We start from the raw sequence: 16,853 nt of genomic DNA, 5'->3' as shown, positions 1-16,853 counted from the left end.
GATGAAAAAATTAACCAGTTTGCTGGCTTTGTCGGCTCTAATCTTAACCTGTAGTAATTCACAAAACAAAAAGGCAAATAAGATTGTCAATCCAGAAGGCTATGCTAAAACCATTACGGCAGAGGAGTTAAAGGAAGCCTTGTATATTTATGCCTCGGACGAATTTGAAGGCAGAAAAACTGGGGAGTCCGGGCAAAAAAAAGCAATCAATTACATAAAGGACTCTTATAAAAGTAATGATATCCCATCGCCGATTTCCGAAGATGACTATTTTCAGGAAATACCCAAGGATTACTTTGAAGGTAGGGCTGACAGGGATTCTGAAAACGTGATTGCCTTTATAAAGGGGAGTGAAAAACCGGACGAAGTTCTTATTATTTCTGCACATCTTGATCATATTGGGGCATCCGAAGATGGACAAATCAATAACGGTGCTGATGACGATGGGTCAGGGACAGTTGCCATTTTAGAAATTGCCGAAGCATTTAAAAAAGCAAAAGATGATGGTAACGGCCCCAAGCGCTCCATTGCGTTTCTTCACGTAACTGGTGAGGAAATCGGATTGTTCGGATCGCGGTACTATGCTGATGAAGATCCTATTTTTCCATTAAAAAACACCATTGCTAATCTGAATATTGATATGATTGGTCGGGTGGATGAAAAGCACAACGAGCAACCAAATTATGTATACCTTATTGGCTCGGACAGACTGAGTAAAGAATTACACAGGGTATCTGACTCCATCAACAAGGTTACTGTAAATATGGAACTGGACTATACCTTCAACGATGAAAACGACCCCAACCGTTTCTATTACAGGTCGGATCATTATAACTTTGCGAAACACAACATCCCCGTGATCTTTTATTTTAACGGAGTGCACGAGGATTACCATAAGCCTACTGATACCCCGGATAAAATCAGATACGATTTACTTGAAAAAAGGGCGCAACTTGTTTTTTATACCGCTTGGGAACTGGCAAATCGCGAAACTCGAGTAAAAGTTGATTAACTTAGCTGAATTAAATATTTAAAAAACACTATGAAAAAGTTAAGCAAAAACGAGCAATTGGCACTCAACCTAACTGCTAAAGGGTTAAAAAACAAGGACATTGCTAAACAGATGACTGACAAAAATGGTAACCCGCTAAACGAGAAAACCATCTCTACTTATATGCGAAGGGTACGACAAAAACTGGATATTCCCTTGGATAAAAACACGTACTTCGTAGTTACGAAAGCTGTAGAGTTAGGAGCTCTCAAAATTGGCTGAGAAGAATCCGAAAAACTTTAGTTTAAAAAACAAAACAAATATTCCCCATTATTGGTCGTGAGGATTAAAGGAACACCCCCTTTAAAAAGAAAAGGTAAAAAGAGTAGAGGTCAGTTTCATATCTAAAAACAACTCTTTCAGTTTGATTTAACCGGATTGTCGATAGGTCTATTTAACCATTAGCCTATTAGTAGCATACAAATAATTTCTTTTAAATAACTTGAGTGCTTCCAAAACGTTTCGAAATAGCCAGTGCAAATGAAATAAAACGGACTCAAGGCGAAATACCATAAGCTGAAAGGGAATAAACAAGCGATTCAGCCTTCGGGCCTCAAGTTGATTTTTTTATTCAATATTCAGATAAGTCCCTTTAAAGCTTTGATTAAGCACCATAACCTGCAACTGTTTATCTTCTGAATGTCTCAGGATTTCGATAGACGCCTGCCCATTGGCCATTTCAATAACTTCGCTCCCCGTAGGGGTGCCTTGACTGACTTTTGCCTCTCCGCCGTTTAGGCACTGAAAATATACTTTTTCCTCATAATCCAAACATCTTAGACCCTGCCCGTCTATTGCTATGGCGGTAATGAGATAATTTCCGTTATCCATGACTTTATAATCTAGCTTTAAGGATCGTGCTTTGCTGTTTTTTACATACCTATAGTTTATATTAATTGTGTCACTAACAGTATCCCCTGCCCTAGTCTTACCTATTGCTTTAAAGCCGTTTGAACCATTAACAAAGCTAACGTCCCAATTCAGCCCCGATGCCGGAAATTCAAGCGTATTCCTTTTCCTCGTCCCCAAACTTTTACCGTTTTGTAAAAGTTCAACTTCGTCGCAATTACTATAAACACTGATATTTCTTGCCTTTCCCTTTGGCCCCTGTCTTTCTTTCCAAGTATGGGATTCTATATAAGCAAAGGGTTCATCACTCCAATAGCTCTTAAAAACATAAAAGGCATCCTTTGGTTTCCCCGCTCGATCGACTAGACCCTTTTGATTCATATAAGGAATGGCATTTTCGGGTCTTAAAGGTGTTCCAAAATCCTTAAATGCCCATTGGATGTTCCCGACAAATGTTGAATCGTTCTCCGAAATCCTCAAATGCCAGTCGAACAGGTCCACAATATAATTTTCGCTCCAATCCCCAATTTGGGCAATATTGGCTACATCAGTTTGGACTATAGCCTCTTCCCAGCCATCGGACTGTATTTTACCTTCGCCTGTTATTGGATTTTCGGAATGCCTGCCTACATGACTGGATCCGCCGTATTCGGCATGTAAAAAATGTGGATATTGCTTTTTATATTGATCAATGGCCTTTTGATAACTTTTATAGCTACCCGAATACCAGCCAGACCATATAGAGGGAGAAAACACATCCACGATATCCGCACCTTCATAGTACTTTCTAATCGCTGTTTTTCTCGAAGGATCTAATTCATGGGCATAATCGTTCAATTCCTTCAAAAAGGCATTAATATTTTCAGGATTGTCTCCGTCTTCAAAATCGGGCAACCAATAAATCTCGTTGCCCAAAGACCATAATATAATACTGGGGTGATTGTAATTCTGCTCAATGATTTCTTTTAGCATAGTTTTAGTGTTGGTTTTCCACGTATCATTGCCAACACCGCCACGGCACCATGGTAATTCGTCCCATACCAATAAACCTAACTCGTCACAGGCCTTATAAACCTCAGGGTCTTGCGGATAATGAGCCAAACGAACAAAGTTAGCCCCCATGCTTTTTATAAGTTGCATATCGGCTCTATGCTGCGCATTACTCATAGCTGCACCAACACCCGCATGCTCCTCATGCCTGTGGGTACCTCTCAGTAGCAAACGTTCACCATTTAGGTAAAAAGCTCCATGGTCTTTAAATTCAAACCATCTAAAACCGACTTTTTCGGACAATTCATCCTTTGTGTCATTGCCATCAAACAATTTGACTTTAAGGGTATATAAATTTGGGGAAGATGTATGCCAAAGTTTGGGATTTTGAATATTTTTAAACATAATATTTGACCTACCCTCTACAATATCAAAAAACGAAGATGAAACTTCATTGCCTTCATTATCAAATATGGAAGCTTTCACTTTAGAATCTAAACCTGAATTATTCACCGATACTTCAGCCAATAATTCGGCATTAGTCTCAGAAACTTCAGGGGTTGAAATTTTTAAATTCGAAAGATGTTGCTTTGGAAGTGTTTCTAGCCAAACATCCCTTGTAATACCTCCAAAAATGAAAAAATCGCTTTTTTGAGAAGGAATCACCTCTGGATTATAACTATTATCAACTCTAACCAAAACTTCATTGCTTCCACTTTTTATTACATCCGTAATATCAACAGAAAAACCAATATAGCCCCCAATATGCCCCCCAACTTTATTACCGTTAACAAAAACTTCGCTTTCTACGTTAGCCCCCTCAAAATATAATTGATAGTTATAGCCTGAATCAATCTTCTCTATGGCAAGGTTTTTTTTATACCAGCTTGCGCTTCTTCTATATCCCGGGACAATGTCGGTTGCATCAAGTGCGTTCCAAGTATGTGGCAAATTAATTTCTTGCCAATTATTTTCATGCAAAACATCAATTATGGTATTGGAATTGTTTTCTAAATAAAGCCAATCATTATTGATATTTATTATGGAACGTGATTTTGCTAACCCATCTGTTGACGAATTACAGCCCATTAATAAAACACACAAGACTATAAGAGCTAAATGGGAAATATTTTCTTTCATTGTTCTAATTTAAAGTTTTTAACCTTAACATAGTTTGCAAGAAGTAATAGTCGCCGTAAACAATTGGCTCGTCCATTTCATGACGTTGGGACCAATCACCGAAGCTGTGGTCCAAAATAAATGGAACATCCAAATCTTTTGGAAGCATGTAGTTTCTGGATTTTAAACTATTCACCACTTTTTTACTATATCCAATATAGTCCTCGTTTTTAGTGTACTGATACATCTCTACTAATGCCGAAGCCACAATGGCCGCTGCCGACACGTCGCGCGAGGTATTCGGAATATCCGGATGGTCAAAATCCCAATAGGGAATGCCATCCTTTGGCATATTTTTATGATGAATAAAATAATTGGCCGTTTTTTCGGCACGATCCAAATATTTTTTATCCTTTGTGTACCGATAGACCATTGTAAAACCATTGATAGCCCAACCTTGCCCTCTGGCCCAAGCCGTTTCATCACCAAAACCTTGATGGGTAACACGGCTTCTAACTTGCCCCGAAATGGTATCATAATCCAGTACATGCCACGTACTATGATCTGATCTGAAATGATTTTTCATCGTAGTATTGGCATGATTTACAGCAATATTATGGTAAGTACTATCACCTGTGATTTTGGTGGCTTCAAAAAGCAATTCTAAATTCATCATATTATCAATAATCACTGGGAATTGCCATTTATCTTTATTGAAATCCCATGAGCGAATACTTTTAATTTGCGGATTATATCGGGTACTCAATGTTTTTGCACTTTGTACAATAATATCTTTATAGACTGGATTATGCTCAACACCTAAGCCTTCCCCAAATGAGCAAAATATCTTAAAGCCCATGTCATGCGTTCCCGCATTAAACTTTTCACGCTCCACAAAGGCCGTCCATGCCTTAGCTCGCTCTTTAAAGGCTTCGTTGCCCGTAAGTTTATAGATTTGCCAAAAGTTGCCAGCAAAAAAACCGCTAGTCCAATCTTTTGAAGGTCGTTTATTGATTGCTTTTTCCTTATGGGAATAACTTCTTGCAAAGGCTAATGAATCTAGACCATAATCAAGAAACTTAGAATATCTAACTTCGAGCAGCTCATCTATGGTTAGTCTTGAAGTATCCTTATTTTTTTTATCCTCAGATTTACATGACACACATGTAAATCCAAGGATAATTAATAAAAAACTAACTCTAAACATCAAACAAAACTCTGATTTAGTATCCAGGATTCTGAGGTTCTAAGTTCGGGTTACGTTGTATTTCATCGTTAGGAAGTGGGTACAAGTAATCTCTTGATGCTGTAAAATTTGGTCTTTCCTCAAAACCACCAACACCAAATGCTGTGGCTCCTAAATCACGTCTCTTAATATCGTACCAACGTTTAAACTCAAAAGCTAATTCCCATCTGCGCTCCTCTAATACCATATTTCTAAAATCTACCTGAGACATTCCAGGAGTAACATCTGCTGGGAAGCTAGAACCGTTTCCATTTCGTGCTCGAGCCCTAACTCTATTTACATAACCATCTGCTTCCGTAGTACCTGGAGTCACTTCATTCAATGCCTCAGCAGCAATCAACAATACTTCAGCGTAGCGTAATTGTGCGTAATTATGTTCTGAGCCTCTACCATTACCATTTGAAGTTTGCCCGGTAAATCTAGCGTATTTAGCGATATAGGCACTTTGAATGTTTCTAGCATCGTATGTTGGGAAATTCATAAATTCATCAACTGCTCCATTAAAAACTCCAGTAGTATCTAAACTTACGGCTTTTCTGTAATCTCTACCATCCCATCTGTTATATACTTCTATACTTGGCACAGCAACTGACCATCCGCCACCTATATTACCAAATTCATTTCTTCTTATACCTGTAAGTGCAGGCATATAATCTTGTCCGTAGTTACCATCTCTAAAGCCATTATGATCAATGGTAAATAGCGCTTCTTTTAAACCTCCCTGCTTAGTTGGATCAAATAAATCTTGAAAATCAGTTGCAAGCTCTAAATCAAATCTACCTTCATTATCAATTACAAATTTCGCTTCATCATAGGCATTTTGAAAATCCTCAATAGTTAAATAAACTAAAGCCAGATATGCCGCAGCTGTTGCTTTAGATGGCAACCCTGAAGAAGGCTGGCTATCTGGCAACCATTGTTTAGCAAACTCCAAATCTGCAATAATATTATCGTAAACCGTAGTCTCAGGAGTTTTAGATATTTGATTTGCGTCAGTTATAACTGCAACTGGAGTATCTATATAAGGTATATCTCCAAACAATCTTACTAAATGAAAATAAGTATAAGCTCGCACAAAATATGCTTGTGCGACAACTGGCTTTGAAAGTTCATCTGATAAATTCAAATTACTTTCTCCAACAATAGCCTCGTTTGCTCCTGCTATAATTTGATATGTTCTTGGCCAAAATGCAGTAATCATTCCGTTATCATCTGCAACGGCAAAATTATCATGATCTTTCCGTCTTCCTGCAGTACCTTGATCTCCAATACCAACCATATCACTTCTTAGCAGTAATGGTAAAGAAAACTTTCTTCCCCAAAACGCCTCTGTTGCCATATTACCGTAACTACCATTGATAGTAGTTTGAACATCGTCTATAGATTTTATGAAACCGTTGGGAGATAATTCAGATTTGAGTTCTTCTTCTAAGTCTGTACAACCTATAATAGGCAAGACCAACAGTATTATTAAATATTTGATTTTTTTCATTGTTCTTTTTTTTAAAACTTAAGATTTACGCTAAAAGTAATTGATTCTATATTGGGGTAGTTACCATAATCAAATCCTCGATTTACATTACTGTTTCTATTTCCTGAGGCTTGATAACTTACCTCTGGATCTGTACCTGGGTAATCGGTTATGGTTAATAAATTTTGACCACTTAATGACAACCTAACATTATCCATTCCTAACTTATCTGCTACCTGATCAGGCAAACTATACCCTAGAACTATGTTCTTTAAACGCACATAACCACCATCATAAACAAATCTAGAATTGATTCTTCTTTCCCTAGCTGACACTCGTGGAACATTGGTATTTGTATTACTTGGTGTCCAAGCATTAAGGGCTTCTGTAGTTGCGTTCGAGCCTCCAGATGCAAGTTCAGATAATGTAAAACTATAAATATCACCTCCTATTGCCCCTTGAAAGAATATCCCCAAATCAAAATCTTTGTATCTAAACGTGTTGTTCAAGCCAAAGGTCCAATCTTGATTCGGATCTCCAATAATTTTTCTGTCAGCACTATTAATAACGCCATCACTTACACCATCAACTTCAACATCTGTAAATAATTCGTCACCAGCTACTGCTCCACTAAATGTAGCTGTACCCTCAGGCAACTCTCCTCCTTGATAAACACCTCTATATTCATAACCGAAGAATTGACCTATAGGCTCACCTTCTCTAAGAATATGTGTTTCATCTTGCAAAAAGTGTCCTGGTGCAGCTGAATCTAGAAATAAATCTTCCCCACTTACTGCCAGTTTCACAATCTCATTACGATTCCTAGACCAGTTAAAATCAGTGGACCAAGAAAAATTATCTGTACTAATATTTCTAGTTGAAAGTACAACTTCAAACCCCGTATTGCTCAATTCTCCTATATTTGCGAAGAAGGCTGGCTCTAAAAAACCAGTATATTCTGCTGTAGAACTATTTCTCAAAACCAAATCATTAGTTTCAATATTATAATAATCCAGACTTAATGATACTCTATTTTTCCACAAACCTAAATCTATTCCAATATTTGCTTGATTTGATGTTTCCCATTTTAAGTCTGGATTTGCAGGACGCCCGGGCACTACTGCATTTACAGTTTGATCCCCCACAGCAGTATAGATTGGAGTAAACGTAGAAAATGATTGGAATTCCGTAATTGATGGATTTCCTGATGAACCATAACTGGCTCTTAATTTTAAATTAGAGATGGTAGCATTGTCCTTTAAAAAAGCTTCATTTGAAATTTTCCACCCTATCGCACCGGATGGAAAAAAAGCATACTTGTTATTTTTAGCGAAAACAGATGATCCATCACGACGAGCCGTTAAGGTAATTAAATACCTATCATCATAGCTATAATTAATACGTCCATACATGGATTGCAATTCCCTGTCCCTAAAAAATGACTCAGGCAATAAAGGCACGGAAGCAGTTCCTAAATTAAGGTATGCAGTACTGTTGGTTATAAAACCTTGAGCTCCTGTAGAATTAGTTAGCTCTTCATCTTTTTGATAAGAGAACCCAACTAAAGCAGTAATATTACCTTTACCTATTGCCGCTGTATAAGTTAGATAGTTTTCTGTTAGTAGCGTATTACTTTTTAAGTTATCAATACTTGCTACACCTCCAACATCTCCTGCAGATGTAATAAGTGTAGAAGGTGTAAATTGTCCCCTGGTTTCATTTCTAGAATTAAATCCGAAGGTAGATTTAAACACTAAATTATCTAAAATTTTATACTCACCATAAAAATTAGCTCGATATCTATCTTCAGTGGTCTCATCAACACGCTCAGTAGCCACAGCAAAAGGGTTGTCAATATTGTCACCTACTGGATTAAAAGTGTTATTACCATTTTCATCTAAAATTCCTATATCCGGCACAAAACGATAGGCAATAGAAATTACATCACCACTTCCACGCCCTCCACTATCTGCCTGGCTGGAAACACCGTCCTTATTACTTCTGCTACCAAAAGCATTAAAACCAATCTTTAACTTATCATTAATTTGTGCATCAATATTAGTTAAAAACGAAAAACGCTCGAATCCGGAATTAATGACTACACCATCTTGATCGAAATAGTTACCCGATATATAGTAATTCATTTTATCCGACCCGCCTGAGAACGACAATTGATGGTTTGTTGTATGCCCCGTGGTAAAAATCAGATCTTGCCAGTCTGTATTCTCAGCCCCTTGTGTATAAGCTGGATTAATGAGCCTGTTATAATCAGCAAACTGACTAGCATTCAATAAGTCCAGCCTATTTGATGTTGTTTGAATTGCATAATTACTGTTTAATTCTACTGTCATTTTGCCTTTTTTACCTTTCTTGGTAGTAACCAATATTACACCGTTAGCTCCTCTAGATCCGTAGATAGCCGTTGCCGATGCATCTTTTAAAACCTCAACAGAAGCAATATCTCCAGGTTGAGGATATGTAGCCCCCACAAAACCATCAACTACAACAAGTGCAGCACTACTACCATTAACTGAAGTATTACCCCTAATAACCACGCTAATAGGCGCACCTGGCTCTCCTCCATTATTGGATTGAACAGCAACACCAGCAGCTCTTCCTTGTAATGCCTGTTGCGCATCTAAAACTGGGAATGCTGTCATTTCTTCTGACTTAACTGAAGAAACAGAACCCGTTAAATCACTCTTCTTTCTGGTACCATAACCTACTACTACGACCTCATCTAATGCCGCTAAATCCTCTTCTAATTGAACATTAATTTGATTAGAACTTCCTACCGAAACTTCCAAGGATTTGTATCCAACATAACTGAAAACTAAAATTGTATTTTCTTCGGTTACACTTATGGAATAATTACCATCAAAATCAGTTGATGCACCATTAGTGGTACCCTTAACAATAACATTTACTCCTGGTAATGTTAGTCCATCCGTTTTGGACGTTACTGTTCCTGCTATTGTTCTTTCTTGCGCACTAGCACTTAGTACGAAACAGAAGCTCAACAACAGAAAAAGTGTCTTTTTTAATTGCTTTGTTTTTTTCATTAGTTAATTAGATTTAATAATACATAGTTTAGTATAGATAAATAATGATCAAACCTATTACAACAATCAGGACAATAAGCATATACTCTAAAAATTTGGTTGAAGGTTTGCTATTTTTCATTTCCTAAAACTAGAACAATAAGAGCTGACAGAAGTACAAAAAAGGGGGTAAAAAAGTACAAACATCTTATTTTCAAACCATTACAAAAACAAAAGGCTTCTATTTATTAAACTTATCGGAGTACTTAGACGGTGAAATACCGAACTTCTTTTGAAAAGACTTGCTAAAATATTTGGGATCCTTGTATCCAACTTGATAACTTATTTGAGAAATATTGAGTTTTCCCTGTTCCATCAACTGGGCGGCACGTTTCATTCTAAAATGTAGAATAAACTCGTTCGGGGTAAAATTTGACCATGCTTTAATTTTTATAAACAACATGGTTCTACTAACTCCTAATTCTGAACAAAACAGGCCAACATCAAAGTCCTCATTACCTATATTTTCGTTTACTATGTGTAAGGCTTTCTTAAATAAGTTTTCGTCGTGAGATGAAATTATAACATCGTTGGGCTTTAAAACATCATTGGTTGTAAATTTCTCTCTTAATTTTGCCCTGGCCTTCAACAAATTATGCACACGCAACTTAAATTCGGAAATATCGAAAGGTTTGCTTATATAATCATCGGCTCCTCTCTCTAGTCCATCCAACTTATAAACTAAGGATGTTCTCGACGTCAGAAGTATAATCGGTATATGACTTGTTTTTAAATCTCCTTTAATCTTTGAACATAATTCTGTTCCTGTCATTTCAGGCATTATGACATCACTTACTATTAGGTCTACAGCCTCTTTTTTCGCTCGATTAAACGCTTTCTTTCCGTTTTCGGCCTCTATGACGTTATACGTTTCTTTTAGTACATCCCTGATAAATCGTCTAAGCTCTGTGTTATCTTCAACAACCAATATGGTTTCTTTTTTATTAGAGTCTTTTACATTTATTTCATCTCTAGTGGTTGCGTTTAAGACCTCTAATTGAGAAACATATTGGGATATGTCTTCACTAAACTTAAAATCTTCAATGATCTCCGATGCCTCTAGGTGCGCACTTCCCAATGGCAGTATTACCGAAAATATCGAACCTTGCCCATTTGGGTTATCCTCAACTTTAATTATGCCTTTGTGCAATTGGATAATACTTTTTGCAATGGCAAGTCCTATTCCTGTCCCCTTCGTGTAATCATTGTCCTGTTTATTTTGGTTTGATGCCTCAAAAAATCGCTCAAATATTTTATCCTGAAACTCCTTTGCCACACCTACCCCAGAATCTTCGATGTTAATCCTAATTGCATCTTCCAACGCTTCTATCCGTACTACAATAGTGCCTCCCTTTGGAGTATAACGAAAAGCGTTGGATATCAAATTGTAAAACACGCGCTCCAACTTATGGCGGTCGTAATACACCAAAATTTCCTTCTCGGCACAAACAAATTCGAAATTGTAATGGCCATTTTTGGCATATTCGCCGAAGGAAAGGAATATTTCACGCAGGAATTTGACAATGTTGCCCTCGGCCGCATTTAATTTGTACAAATTGTTTTCGTACTTTCTGAAATCCATTAGCCTGTTAATCAATTTTAATAAGTGGCCAGCATTGTTTTCAACAACAAGGAGCTTTTTGTACATTTTACTGTTTCCTTGGTAGTTTTCTATTATTTGCTTTAATGGCCCAAGGATGAGCGATAACGGCGTTCTAAACTCGTGGGAAATATTGGTAAAGAATTCCAGCTTGCTTTTATTAATCTCTTTTGTCCTTTCTGCCTCAACATGCTCCAAGTGCAGATCGTGTTTTAGTTTTGCTTTGGTTTTCTGGATGTTATACAAAAAGTATAAGGCTATTAAAATCAAAATACCATAAATTACAAAAGCCCACCAGGTACGCCAAGGAGCCGGTGCTACTCGAATATTAAGTTGGGTGATATCCTTATTCCATACCCCATCATTGTTAGCGCCCTGAACCTCAAAAACATACTCCCCGGGTTTCTGGATGGTGTAATTTGCCGTATTAGTTTGGGTAATATTCCACTCCTGCTCTAAGCCCTCTAGCCGATATTTATAAGTATTATTGCTAGAATTAATGAAATTGGGAATTGAAAATGATATGCTGAAATTTCCTTGATCATAGTCCAATTGCACATCATCGGTAAAAGGCAGAGTGTATTCTAAAATCTTACTATTCACTTTCGCTTTATCAGCATCCCTAATTTCAAAATTGGTTAAAATTACTTGGGGTGAATACCCATTTTCATGGAGTCTATCCGTACTTATGACCGTTGCCCCATTGGGCCCACCAAAAAAGAATGTTGATTTGTCAAGCCTTAAACTGGCATTGTCATTAAATTCATTACCGATAACCCCATCACTTTGGTTATACAGTTTTACGGCTTTAGTATTACTATCATAGGAAACAATTCCTTGATTGGTACCCATCCACAACAGGCTGGATCCGCCTGCCAAAATACTTCTTACCGCTGACACCCTTACATCATTTATTCTAAGAGAAACAGGCTTAATACTATCTCCTTCTACCTTAAGCAAACCTTTGGACTTTGTTCCTACCCATATAGTATTTGATGAATCTTGCAATAAAGCCACAACATCTTCACCATATTGCAACTTTTCATCATACAAATAGTGTGTTATAGTCCCTAAGGTACTAATTTTATTAAGCCCTTTTTGCGTGCCAATCCAAGTATTATTGTCTTTGTCAATACAAATTGATCGAATTAAGTCATTTGATAAGGTATTCGTTTTGGAATCTGAGTGTTTAAAATGTTGATATTTTCCGGTTTTCTTGCTCAACTTAAAAACGCCTTTGCCAAATGTTCCTATCCAAATGTTTTGCTGTGAATCTTGTTTTACGTCATAAACCCCAACATTATTGAGTACCTGCTTTAAATCTGAAGGTAAAGCAGACTCTTTAAATTGTTTCTCCCTTGTATTATAAACTTGTAATCCGTTTTTGAAGGTACCTATCCAAAGCTCATCATTATTAAGGCTATTAAGCGTTTTTATATTGTTGTCCGATAATACCGAATTGTCCACTGTCAAATAGGAAAAAGAATTTTTTTCTGTATTCCACACATTCAATCCACCACCTTCTGTACCCAAAAAAACATTTTTACCATCTGATTCAATGGAACTCACAACAGAATAGCTAAGTCCCTTTCCAAATTGATTTTGTGTAATATTTTGGAAATTACTATTGGAAGGATCCCAGATATTGATACCCCCATAATATGTACCGATCCAAATAGAACCTTTTTGGTCTTTGAAAAGCGCTTTTATGGAGTTTTTACTTAAACTACGGACATCATCTATGTCGGCCTTTAATAGCCTAACACTTTCATTGGGCTCAACAAGTATCAACCCCTGATATGAGCCAACCCAAAGTAAACCGCTATCGTCCAGCAAAAGTTGTCTGATATTTTGAATTTGACTTTTCTTAGTTTCTTTTTCTATGAAAGGAACAAACCTGTAACTGTTTGGATTAAACTTTATCAAGGCGTGTTCTTGGGTAGCCAATAAAACTGTACCATCCTTGAGCTCAATTAAATCTTGGATACTATAAACATCACTGCCCTCAATTTGTTTAACACTGAAATCCGGGCTTAGTTTAGCTTCAAAAACGCCAGCCCCTGTACCTAGTAGTATTTTTCCCGAGGACATCTCTAAAATCGACATAACGCGCCGTACTGCAGGAGTAAGGCCTTCAGTCAAATAATTCTTAAACTTTTTGCTCACTGGATTGTAAACCGAAAGTCCACCAGAAGTCCCCAAATAAATATTTCCATCGGATAGCTCGGTTATTTTCCAAATAGTATTATTGGCTAGTGCGTCCGGACTTTCTTGGTGAAAGTACTGTGTAAATGAATCTGTTTTGGGGTTATACTTATTCAACCCGTTATAAGTGCCAATCCACAAATTTCCCTGCCCATCTTCATGGATCGCCAAAACATCATTGTTGCTAATAGATTTTGGGTTACCTTCCTCGTTACGGTAGATCGTAAATTCTGTTCCGTCGTACTTATTTAGACCATCTCTTGTACCAATCCAAATTTGGCCTAGGCGATCTTGGTGTATGGCAATTACGGAGCTTTGAGACAGACCGTCTGCAGTAGTTAAGTGACTAAAGGCATACTTCCCTGGTTGACCCGCACACCAAAATCCAAAACCCAAATACACAATTAAAAACAGAAACCTAAGCATCAAAAACCAAAAATGTATAGCTGGATAAATATAGAAGTATTGAATCAAATAAAAAAAGTAAGTGCCTTTATTTTGAGCCTGTCTTAACGGTTTCAATGTGATTACGCGACAGGATTAAATATCCTGAAAACGTATAACTCTTTTATTAACTAATTTTACATAACTTACAGTAATAGCATTGCTTGCCATTCTTTTAGAAACCACTACCATTACATGGTTTTTGGCATTCTTGACAATCCATATTATATAAAATATCACAAATGAAGAAATTCACAAATTCTGTTGGCCAAAAACTTCAAAATATAAGTACTGCTACCATTGCTACTTGCCTATTCAAGAAAGTGTTAGAAAATCAATTTCTTCAAAACGTAAAGCCTCTTGGTAGAACTAATCAAAATATGGTTGGAGAAGCTTTCACTTTAAGACATATTCCTGCAAGAGAAGATTTAAATCCGATTAGTGTATTTCGAGATGCAAATCATCCAGAAAGAGTTGCTGTCGAAACATGTCCCAAAGGAGCCGTTTTAATTATTGATAGCAGAAAAAATGCTCGAACAGCCTCAACTGGATCTATATTAATAACTAGGCTTATGAAACGCGGTGTTTCTGGAATAGTAACCGATGGTGGTTTTAGAGATTTAGGTGAAATTATGGCATTAGATTTTACTTCATATCATTAAAACCTTCCGCTCCAACCAACTTAATTTTACATCAAGCTATGGATATTAATGTTACTATTGGCAGTGGTGATTTGGCTGCTTTTCCTGATGATAATGTTGTTGGAGATAGTGATGGTGTCATGATTATTCCTTCAAGTGTAGCTGAAGAAGTAACTAATGAATATGAGGAAATGACTCTTTTTGAAGATTTTGTTTTAGAACAGGTGCCTATTGTCGGTCTTTACCCAACAACAGACCAGCAAACTTTAATTGATTTTGAAAATTGGAAAAATAAATAAACTTAAACCTATCTATCGCTTAATCAGAATTTTATTTACATTTTCAGAACCGCTGGTTACTTTTAAAATATAAACACCTTGCGCTAATGCTTTTAAATCAAAGCTACCTGATGTTGCCGAAATTGTGTCATTAAATATAAGTTGTCCATTAATGGAGTATAACTGTATCGTACTAGTACCCTTTAAATTTTTTAAATAGAGATTATCTTCAATAGGGTTCGGGTATAGTACAATCTCTAATTCGTCATCAGAAGTATTACTTTTTTCAAAATAAGGTAAGGCAAAATTGTAAGCATCAATACCAATTTGTTTACCTATGAGCCTTCCCGGAATGTCATCAGCTGGTGGGTGAATACCTCCCCAAATTCTCGACAAACTCGTTTGATCTGAAGCATCTCTATACGTTGCCCATTGCAAGGTTACATCTACTGAAGGGCCTCTTTCGAATACCAAAAACTCATCTTTTTTGGCTACAAATTCCCCCATACCTCCAGGAAAAAACGCATCTCCAGTAATTAAAGTCATTACCTCAGCGGCTGCTCTAGAAAAAGTTGAGTGCCCCGATACAAAACCTGCAAAAGGCGGTGTTACAAAGCTCGGGCGTTGGTAAGGCCACCAGTTTTCTGCCAAGATCCAACCTGCACCAGCTACATCGGTTGTGGCATTGTCTATAAAATTATGACCTCTCCATGCCTTTAGTTTTATTTTGCCAACATGCTCATCGTTTATTCCACTTAATGGTTCTCCAGCCTGAACAACTTCTATATAACCCTCTTTCAATTCTATGCCTTCAGGGTTATAGTTTGGCAAGTTATTGTCTGTGCTTTGACCTAACTCGCACATATATCGTATCGCCGAAATAGGACGTATATAATCATGCCATCCTTTTATACCCCATGCGGCTATCGCGGAATCATGTAAGGCTCCTGCTAAGATAAAATAGGCTTTTACATCCCATTCTAAGGGACTTAATTCATCTCCTTGCCCGTTAAACTTTCGTTCAAAGAGTTCATGATCTGTTACATAATTGAGTATAGTAAACCAATGCCCTGGTGGTGTTTCTGAATCTGGACCATCTGCCCAGAACTCTGCCAATACTCTTGCATAATCTGCTCTTGGTACCATTTGGGTTTCATAAGCTTGCCCTGTTACTGGATTTATAGCATGCCCTAAACTGATATCACCTCCTTCTAGCTCATTATAAAAATCAGGGTAAATGGCGTATGAATTAGGAAATAGGTTAATATCTATATTTCCAATGGACTTTGGTGATATATCCCATATCACCCCATCGGTAGGGTCCAAATGAGAACTCCATATAGATACCAATTCAAAGTTCCATTTGTATTGTTCTCTAGAGGATGCACTAGCTCCACTTAAGTGTGGTGGTGCCTCTGGATTGTGGTAAACGGTATAATCATTTCCATTTTTGCTAAAAGTTTCCTTATCTGAATCTGATAAGGAAAAAGGATGTACTGCTCCCCACTCTGGACTCAAAAATTCTGGTGTAGATCCTTCTATTAAATTACCACTCTGATCAATAAAAGTATTAAAGGTTAATGGTTGCCATTTACTAGAAGCTATGATACCTGTTAGGGCGCCAGGTCCGTTTAAATCCAATGCTGGATTTACTGGCTGATAAAAAGCATTATCGTACCCTGTTATTTCTCTAGAGTTATCGGTAAATCCATAATTAATAATAGTTTGTGCAACATAATTCCCCAAAGCAGCGGCATCTTCTGATTGATAATCCATGGAAATATTGTTAATATCATAGGTACTGTGTTAAAAACCAAGTAATATCTAAAAAATATTAGGAAGCCATAACGTTCGTCAT

Annotated in this window: 10 protein-coding genes; 4 read left to right on the top strand and 6 right to left on the bottom strand. The window is 37.1% G+C overall.

All coding sequences use genetic code 11. The annotated features are described in order from the left end of the window. The first annotated feature begins 1 nt into the window (after position 1). Together ACFSR8_RS00630 and ACFSR8_RS00625 are read left to right on the top strand one after the other, a co-directional pair. Positions 2 to 1,012 carry a M28 family metallopeptidase gene (locus tag ACFSR8_RS00630; protein ID WP_380287997.1) on the top strand — a complete coding sequence of 337 codons (1,011 nt, stop codon included), beginning with the start codon at positions 2 to 4 and terminating at the stop codon, positions 1,010 to 1,012. A gap of 30 nt (positions 1,013 to 1,042) precedes the next feature. Further along, the gene (locus tag ACFSR8_RS00625) at positions 1,043 to 1,273 is read left to right on the top strand and encodes a LuxR C-terminal-related transcriptional regulator (protein ID WP_380287995.1); all 231 of its coding nucleotides are present in this window, start codon (positions 1,043 to 1,045) and stop codon (positions 1,271 to 1,273) included. A gap of 345 nt (positions 1,274 to 1,618) precedes the next feature. Here ACFSR8_RS00625 and ACFSR8_RS00620 read toward each other — a convergent pair whose 3' ends face one another. From ACFSR8_RS00620 to ACFSR8_RS00600, 5 genes are all read right to left on the bottom strand, one after another. Continuing rightward, positions 1,619 to 4,030 (bottom strand): glycoside hydrolase family 2 protein, encoded by a 2,412-nt coding sequence (locus tag ACFSR8_RS00620; protein ID WP_380287993.1) that lies wholly within the window; start codon positions 4,028 to 4,030, stop codon positions 1,619 to 1,621. A gap of 4 nt (positions 4,031 to 4,034) precedes the next feature. Further along, complete coding sequence (locus ACFSR8_RS00615; protein WP_380287991.1) at positions 4,035 to 5,216, bottom strand: glycoside hydrolase family 88 protein; 1,182 nt, start codon at positions 5,214 to 5,216, stop codon at positions 4,035 to 4,037. 16 nt (positions 5,217 to 5,232) lie between these two features. Then, positions 5,233 to 6,711, bottom strand: a complete 1,479-nt coding sequence (locus tag ACFSR8_RS00610) for a RagB/SusD family nutrient uptake outer membrane protein (protein WP_380287988.1) — start codon at positions 6,709 to 6,711, stop codon at positions 5,233 to 5,235. Positions 6,712 to 6,758: 47 nt separating this feature from the next. Then, positions 6,759 to 9,788: a SusC/RagA family TonB-linked outer membrane protein gene (locus ACFSR8_RS00605; RefSeq protein WP_380287986.1), complete on the bottom strand. Its 3,030-nt coding sequence runs from the start codon at positions 9,786 to 9,788 to the stop codon at positions 6,759 to 6,761. A 220-nt stretch (positions 9,789 to 10,008) separates the two neighbouring features. Then, positions 10,009 to 14,058 carry a hybrid sensor histidine kinase/response regulator transcription factor gene (locus ACFSR8_RS00600; RefSeq protein ID WP_380287984.1) on the bottom strand — a complete coding sequence of 1,350 codons (4,050 nt, stop codon included), beginning with the start codon at positions 14,056 to 14,058 and terminating at the stop codon, positions 10,009 to 10,011. 260 nt (positions 14,059 to 14,318) lie between these two features. Here ACFSR8_RS00600 and ACFSR8_RS00595 point away from each other — a divergent pair, with 260 nt between their 5' ends. Together ACFSR8_RS00595 and ACFSR8_RS00590 are read left to right on the top strand one after the other, a co-directional pair. After that, positions 14,319 to 14,738, top strand: a complete 420-nt coding sequence (locus tag ACFSR8_RS00595) for an RraA family protein (protein WP_380287982.1) — start codon at positions 14,319 to 14,321, stop codon at positions 14,736 to 14,738. A gap of 38 nt (positions 14,739 to 14,776) precedes the next feature. Continuing rightward, complete coding sequence (locus ACFSR8_RS00590; RefSeq protein WP_380287980.1) at positions 14,777 to 15,016, top strand: hypothetical protein; 240 nt, start codon at positions 14,777 to 14,779, stop codon at positions 15,014 to 15,016. A 12-nt stretch (positions 15,017 to 15,028) separates the two neighbouring features. Here the strand turns inward: ACFSR8_RS00590 and ACFSR8_RS00585 are convergent, their stop codons facing one another. Continuing rightward, positions 15,029 to 16,771, bottom strand: a complete 1,743-nt coding sequence (locus tag ACFSR8_RS00585; protein ID WP_380287978.1) for a T9SS type A sorting domain-containing protein — start codon at positions 16,769 to 16,771, stop codon at positions 15,029 to 15,031. Positions 16,772 to 16,853: the final 82 nt, after the last annotated feature.

Origin of the sequence: Hyunsoonleella rubra, from assembly GCF_042684665.1 — a bacterium.
Lineage (GTDB): Bacteria > Bacteroidota > Bacteroidia > Flavobacteriales > Flavobacteriaceae > Jejuia > Jejuia rubra.
Note: the sequence above shows the minus strand (reverse complement) of the source record. Positions and strands in the feature narration are given on the sequence as shown.

Excerpts from the sequence above, each read along its gene's own strand:
- ACFSR8_RS00590 (WP_380287980.1), top strand. The coding sequence starts at position 14,777 with ATGGATATTAATGTTACTATTGGCAGTGGTGATTTGGCTGCTTTTCCT.
- ACFSR8_RS00585 (WP_380287978.1), bottom strand. The coding sequence starts at position 16,771 with ATGGATTATCAATCAGAAGATGCCGCTGCTTTGGGGAATTATGTTGCA.
- ACFSR8_RS00605 (WP_380287986.1), bottom strand. The coding sequence starts at position 9,788 with ATGAAAAAAACAAAGCAATTAAAAAAGACACTTTTTCTGTTGTTGAGC.
- ACFSR8_RS00595 (WP_380287982.1), top strand. The coding sequence starts at position 14,319 with ATGAAGAAATTCACAAATTCTGTTGGCCAAAAACTTCAAAATATAAGT.
- ACFSR8_RS00620 (WP_380287993.1), bottom strand. The coding sequence starts at position 4,030 with ATGAAAGAAAATATTTCCCATTTAGCTCTTATAGTCTTGTGTGTTTTA.
- ACFSR8_RS00630 (WP_380287997.1), top strand. The coding sequence starts at position 2 with ATGAAAAAATTAACCAGTTTGCTGGCTTTGTCGGCTCTAATCTTAACC.
- ACFSR8_RS00600 (WP_380287984.1), bottom strand. The coding sequence starts at position 14,058 with ATGCTTAGGTTTCTGTTTTTAATTGTGTATTTGGGTTTTGGATTTTGG.
- ACFSR8_RS00615 (WP_380287991.1), bottom strand. The coding sequence starts at position 5,216 with ATGTTTAGAGTTAGTTTTTTATTAATTATCCTTGGATTTACATGTGTG.
- ACFSR8_RS00625 (WP_380287995.1), top strand. The coding sequence starts at position 1,043 with ATGAAAAAGTTAAGCAAAAACGAGCAATTGGCACTCAACCTAACTGCT.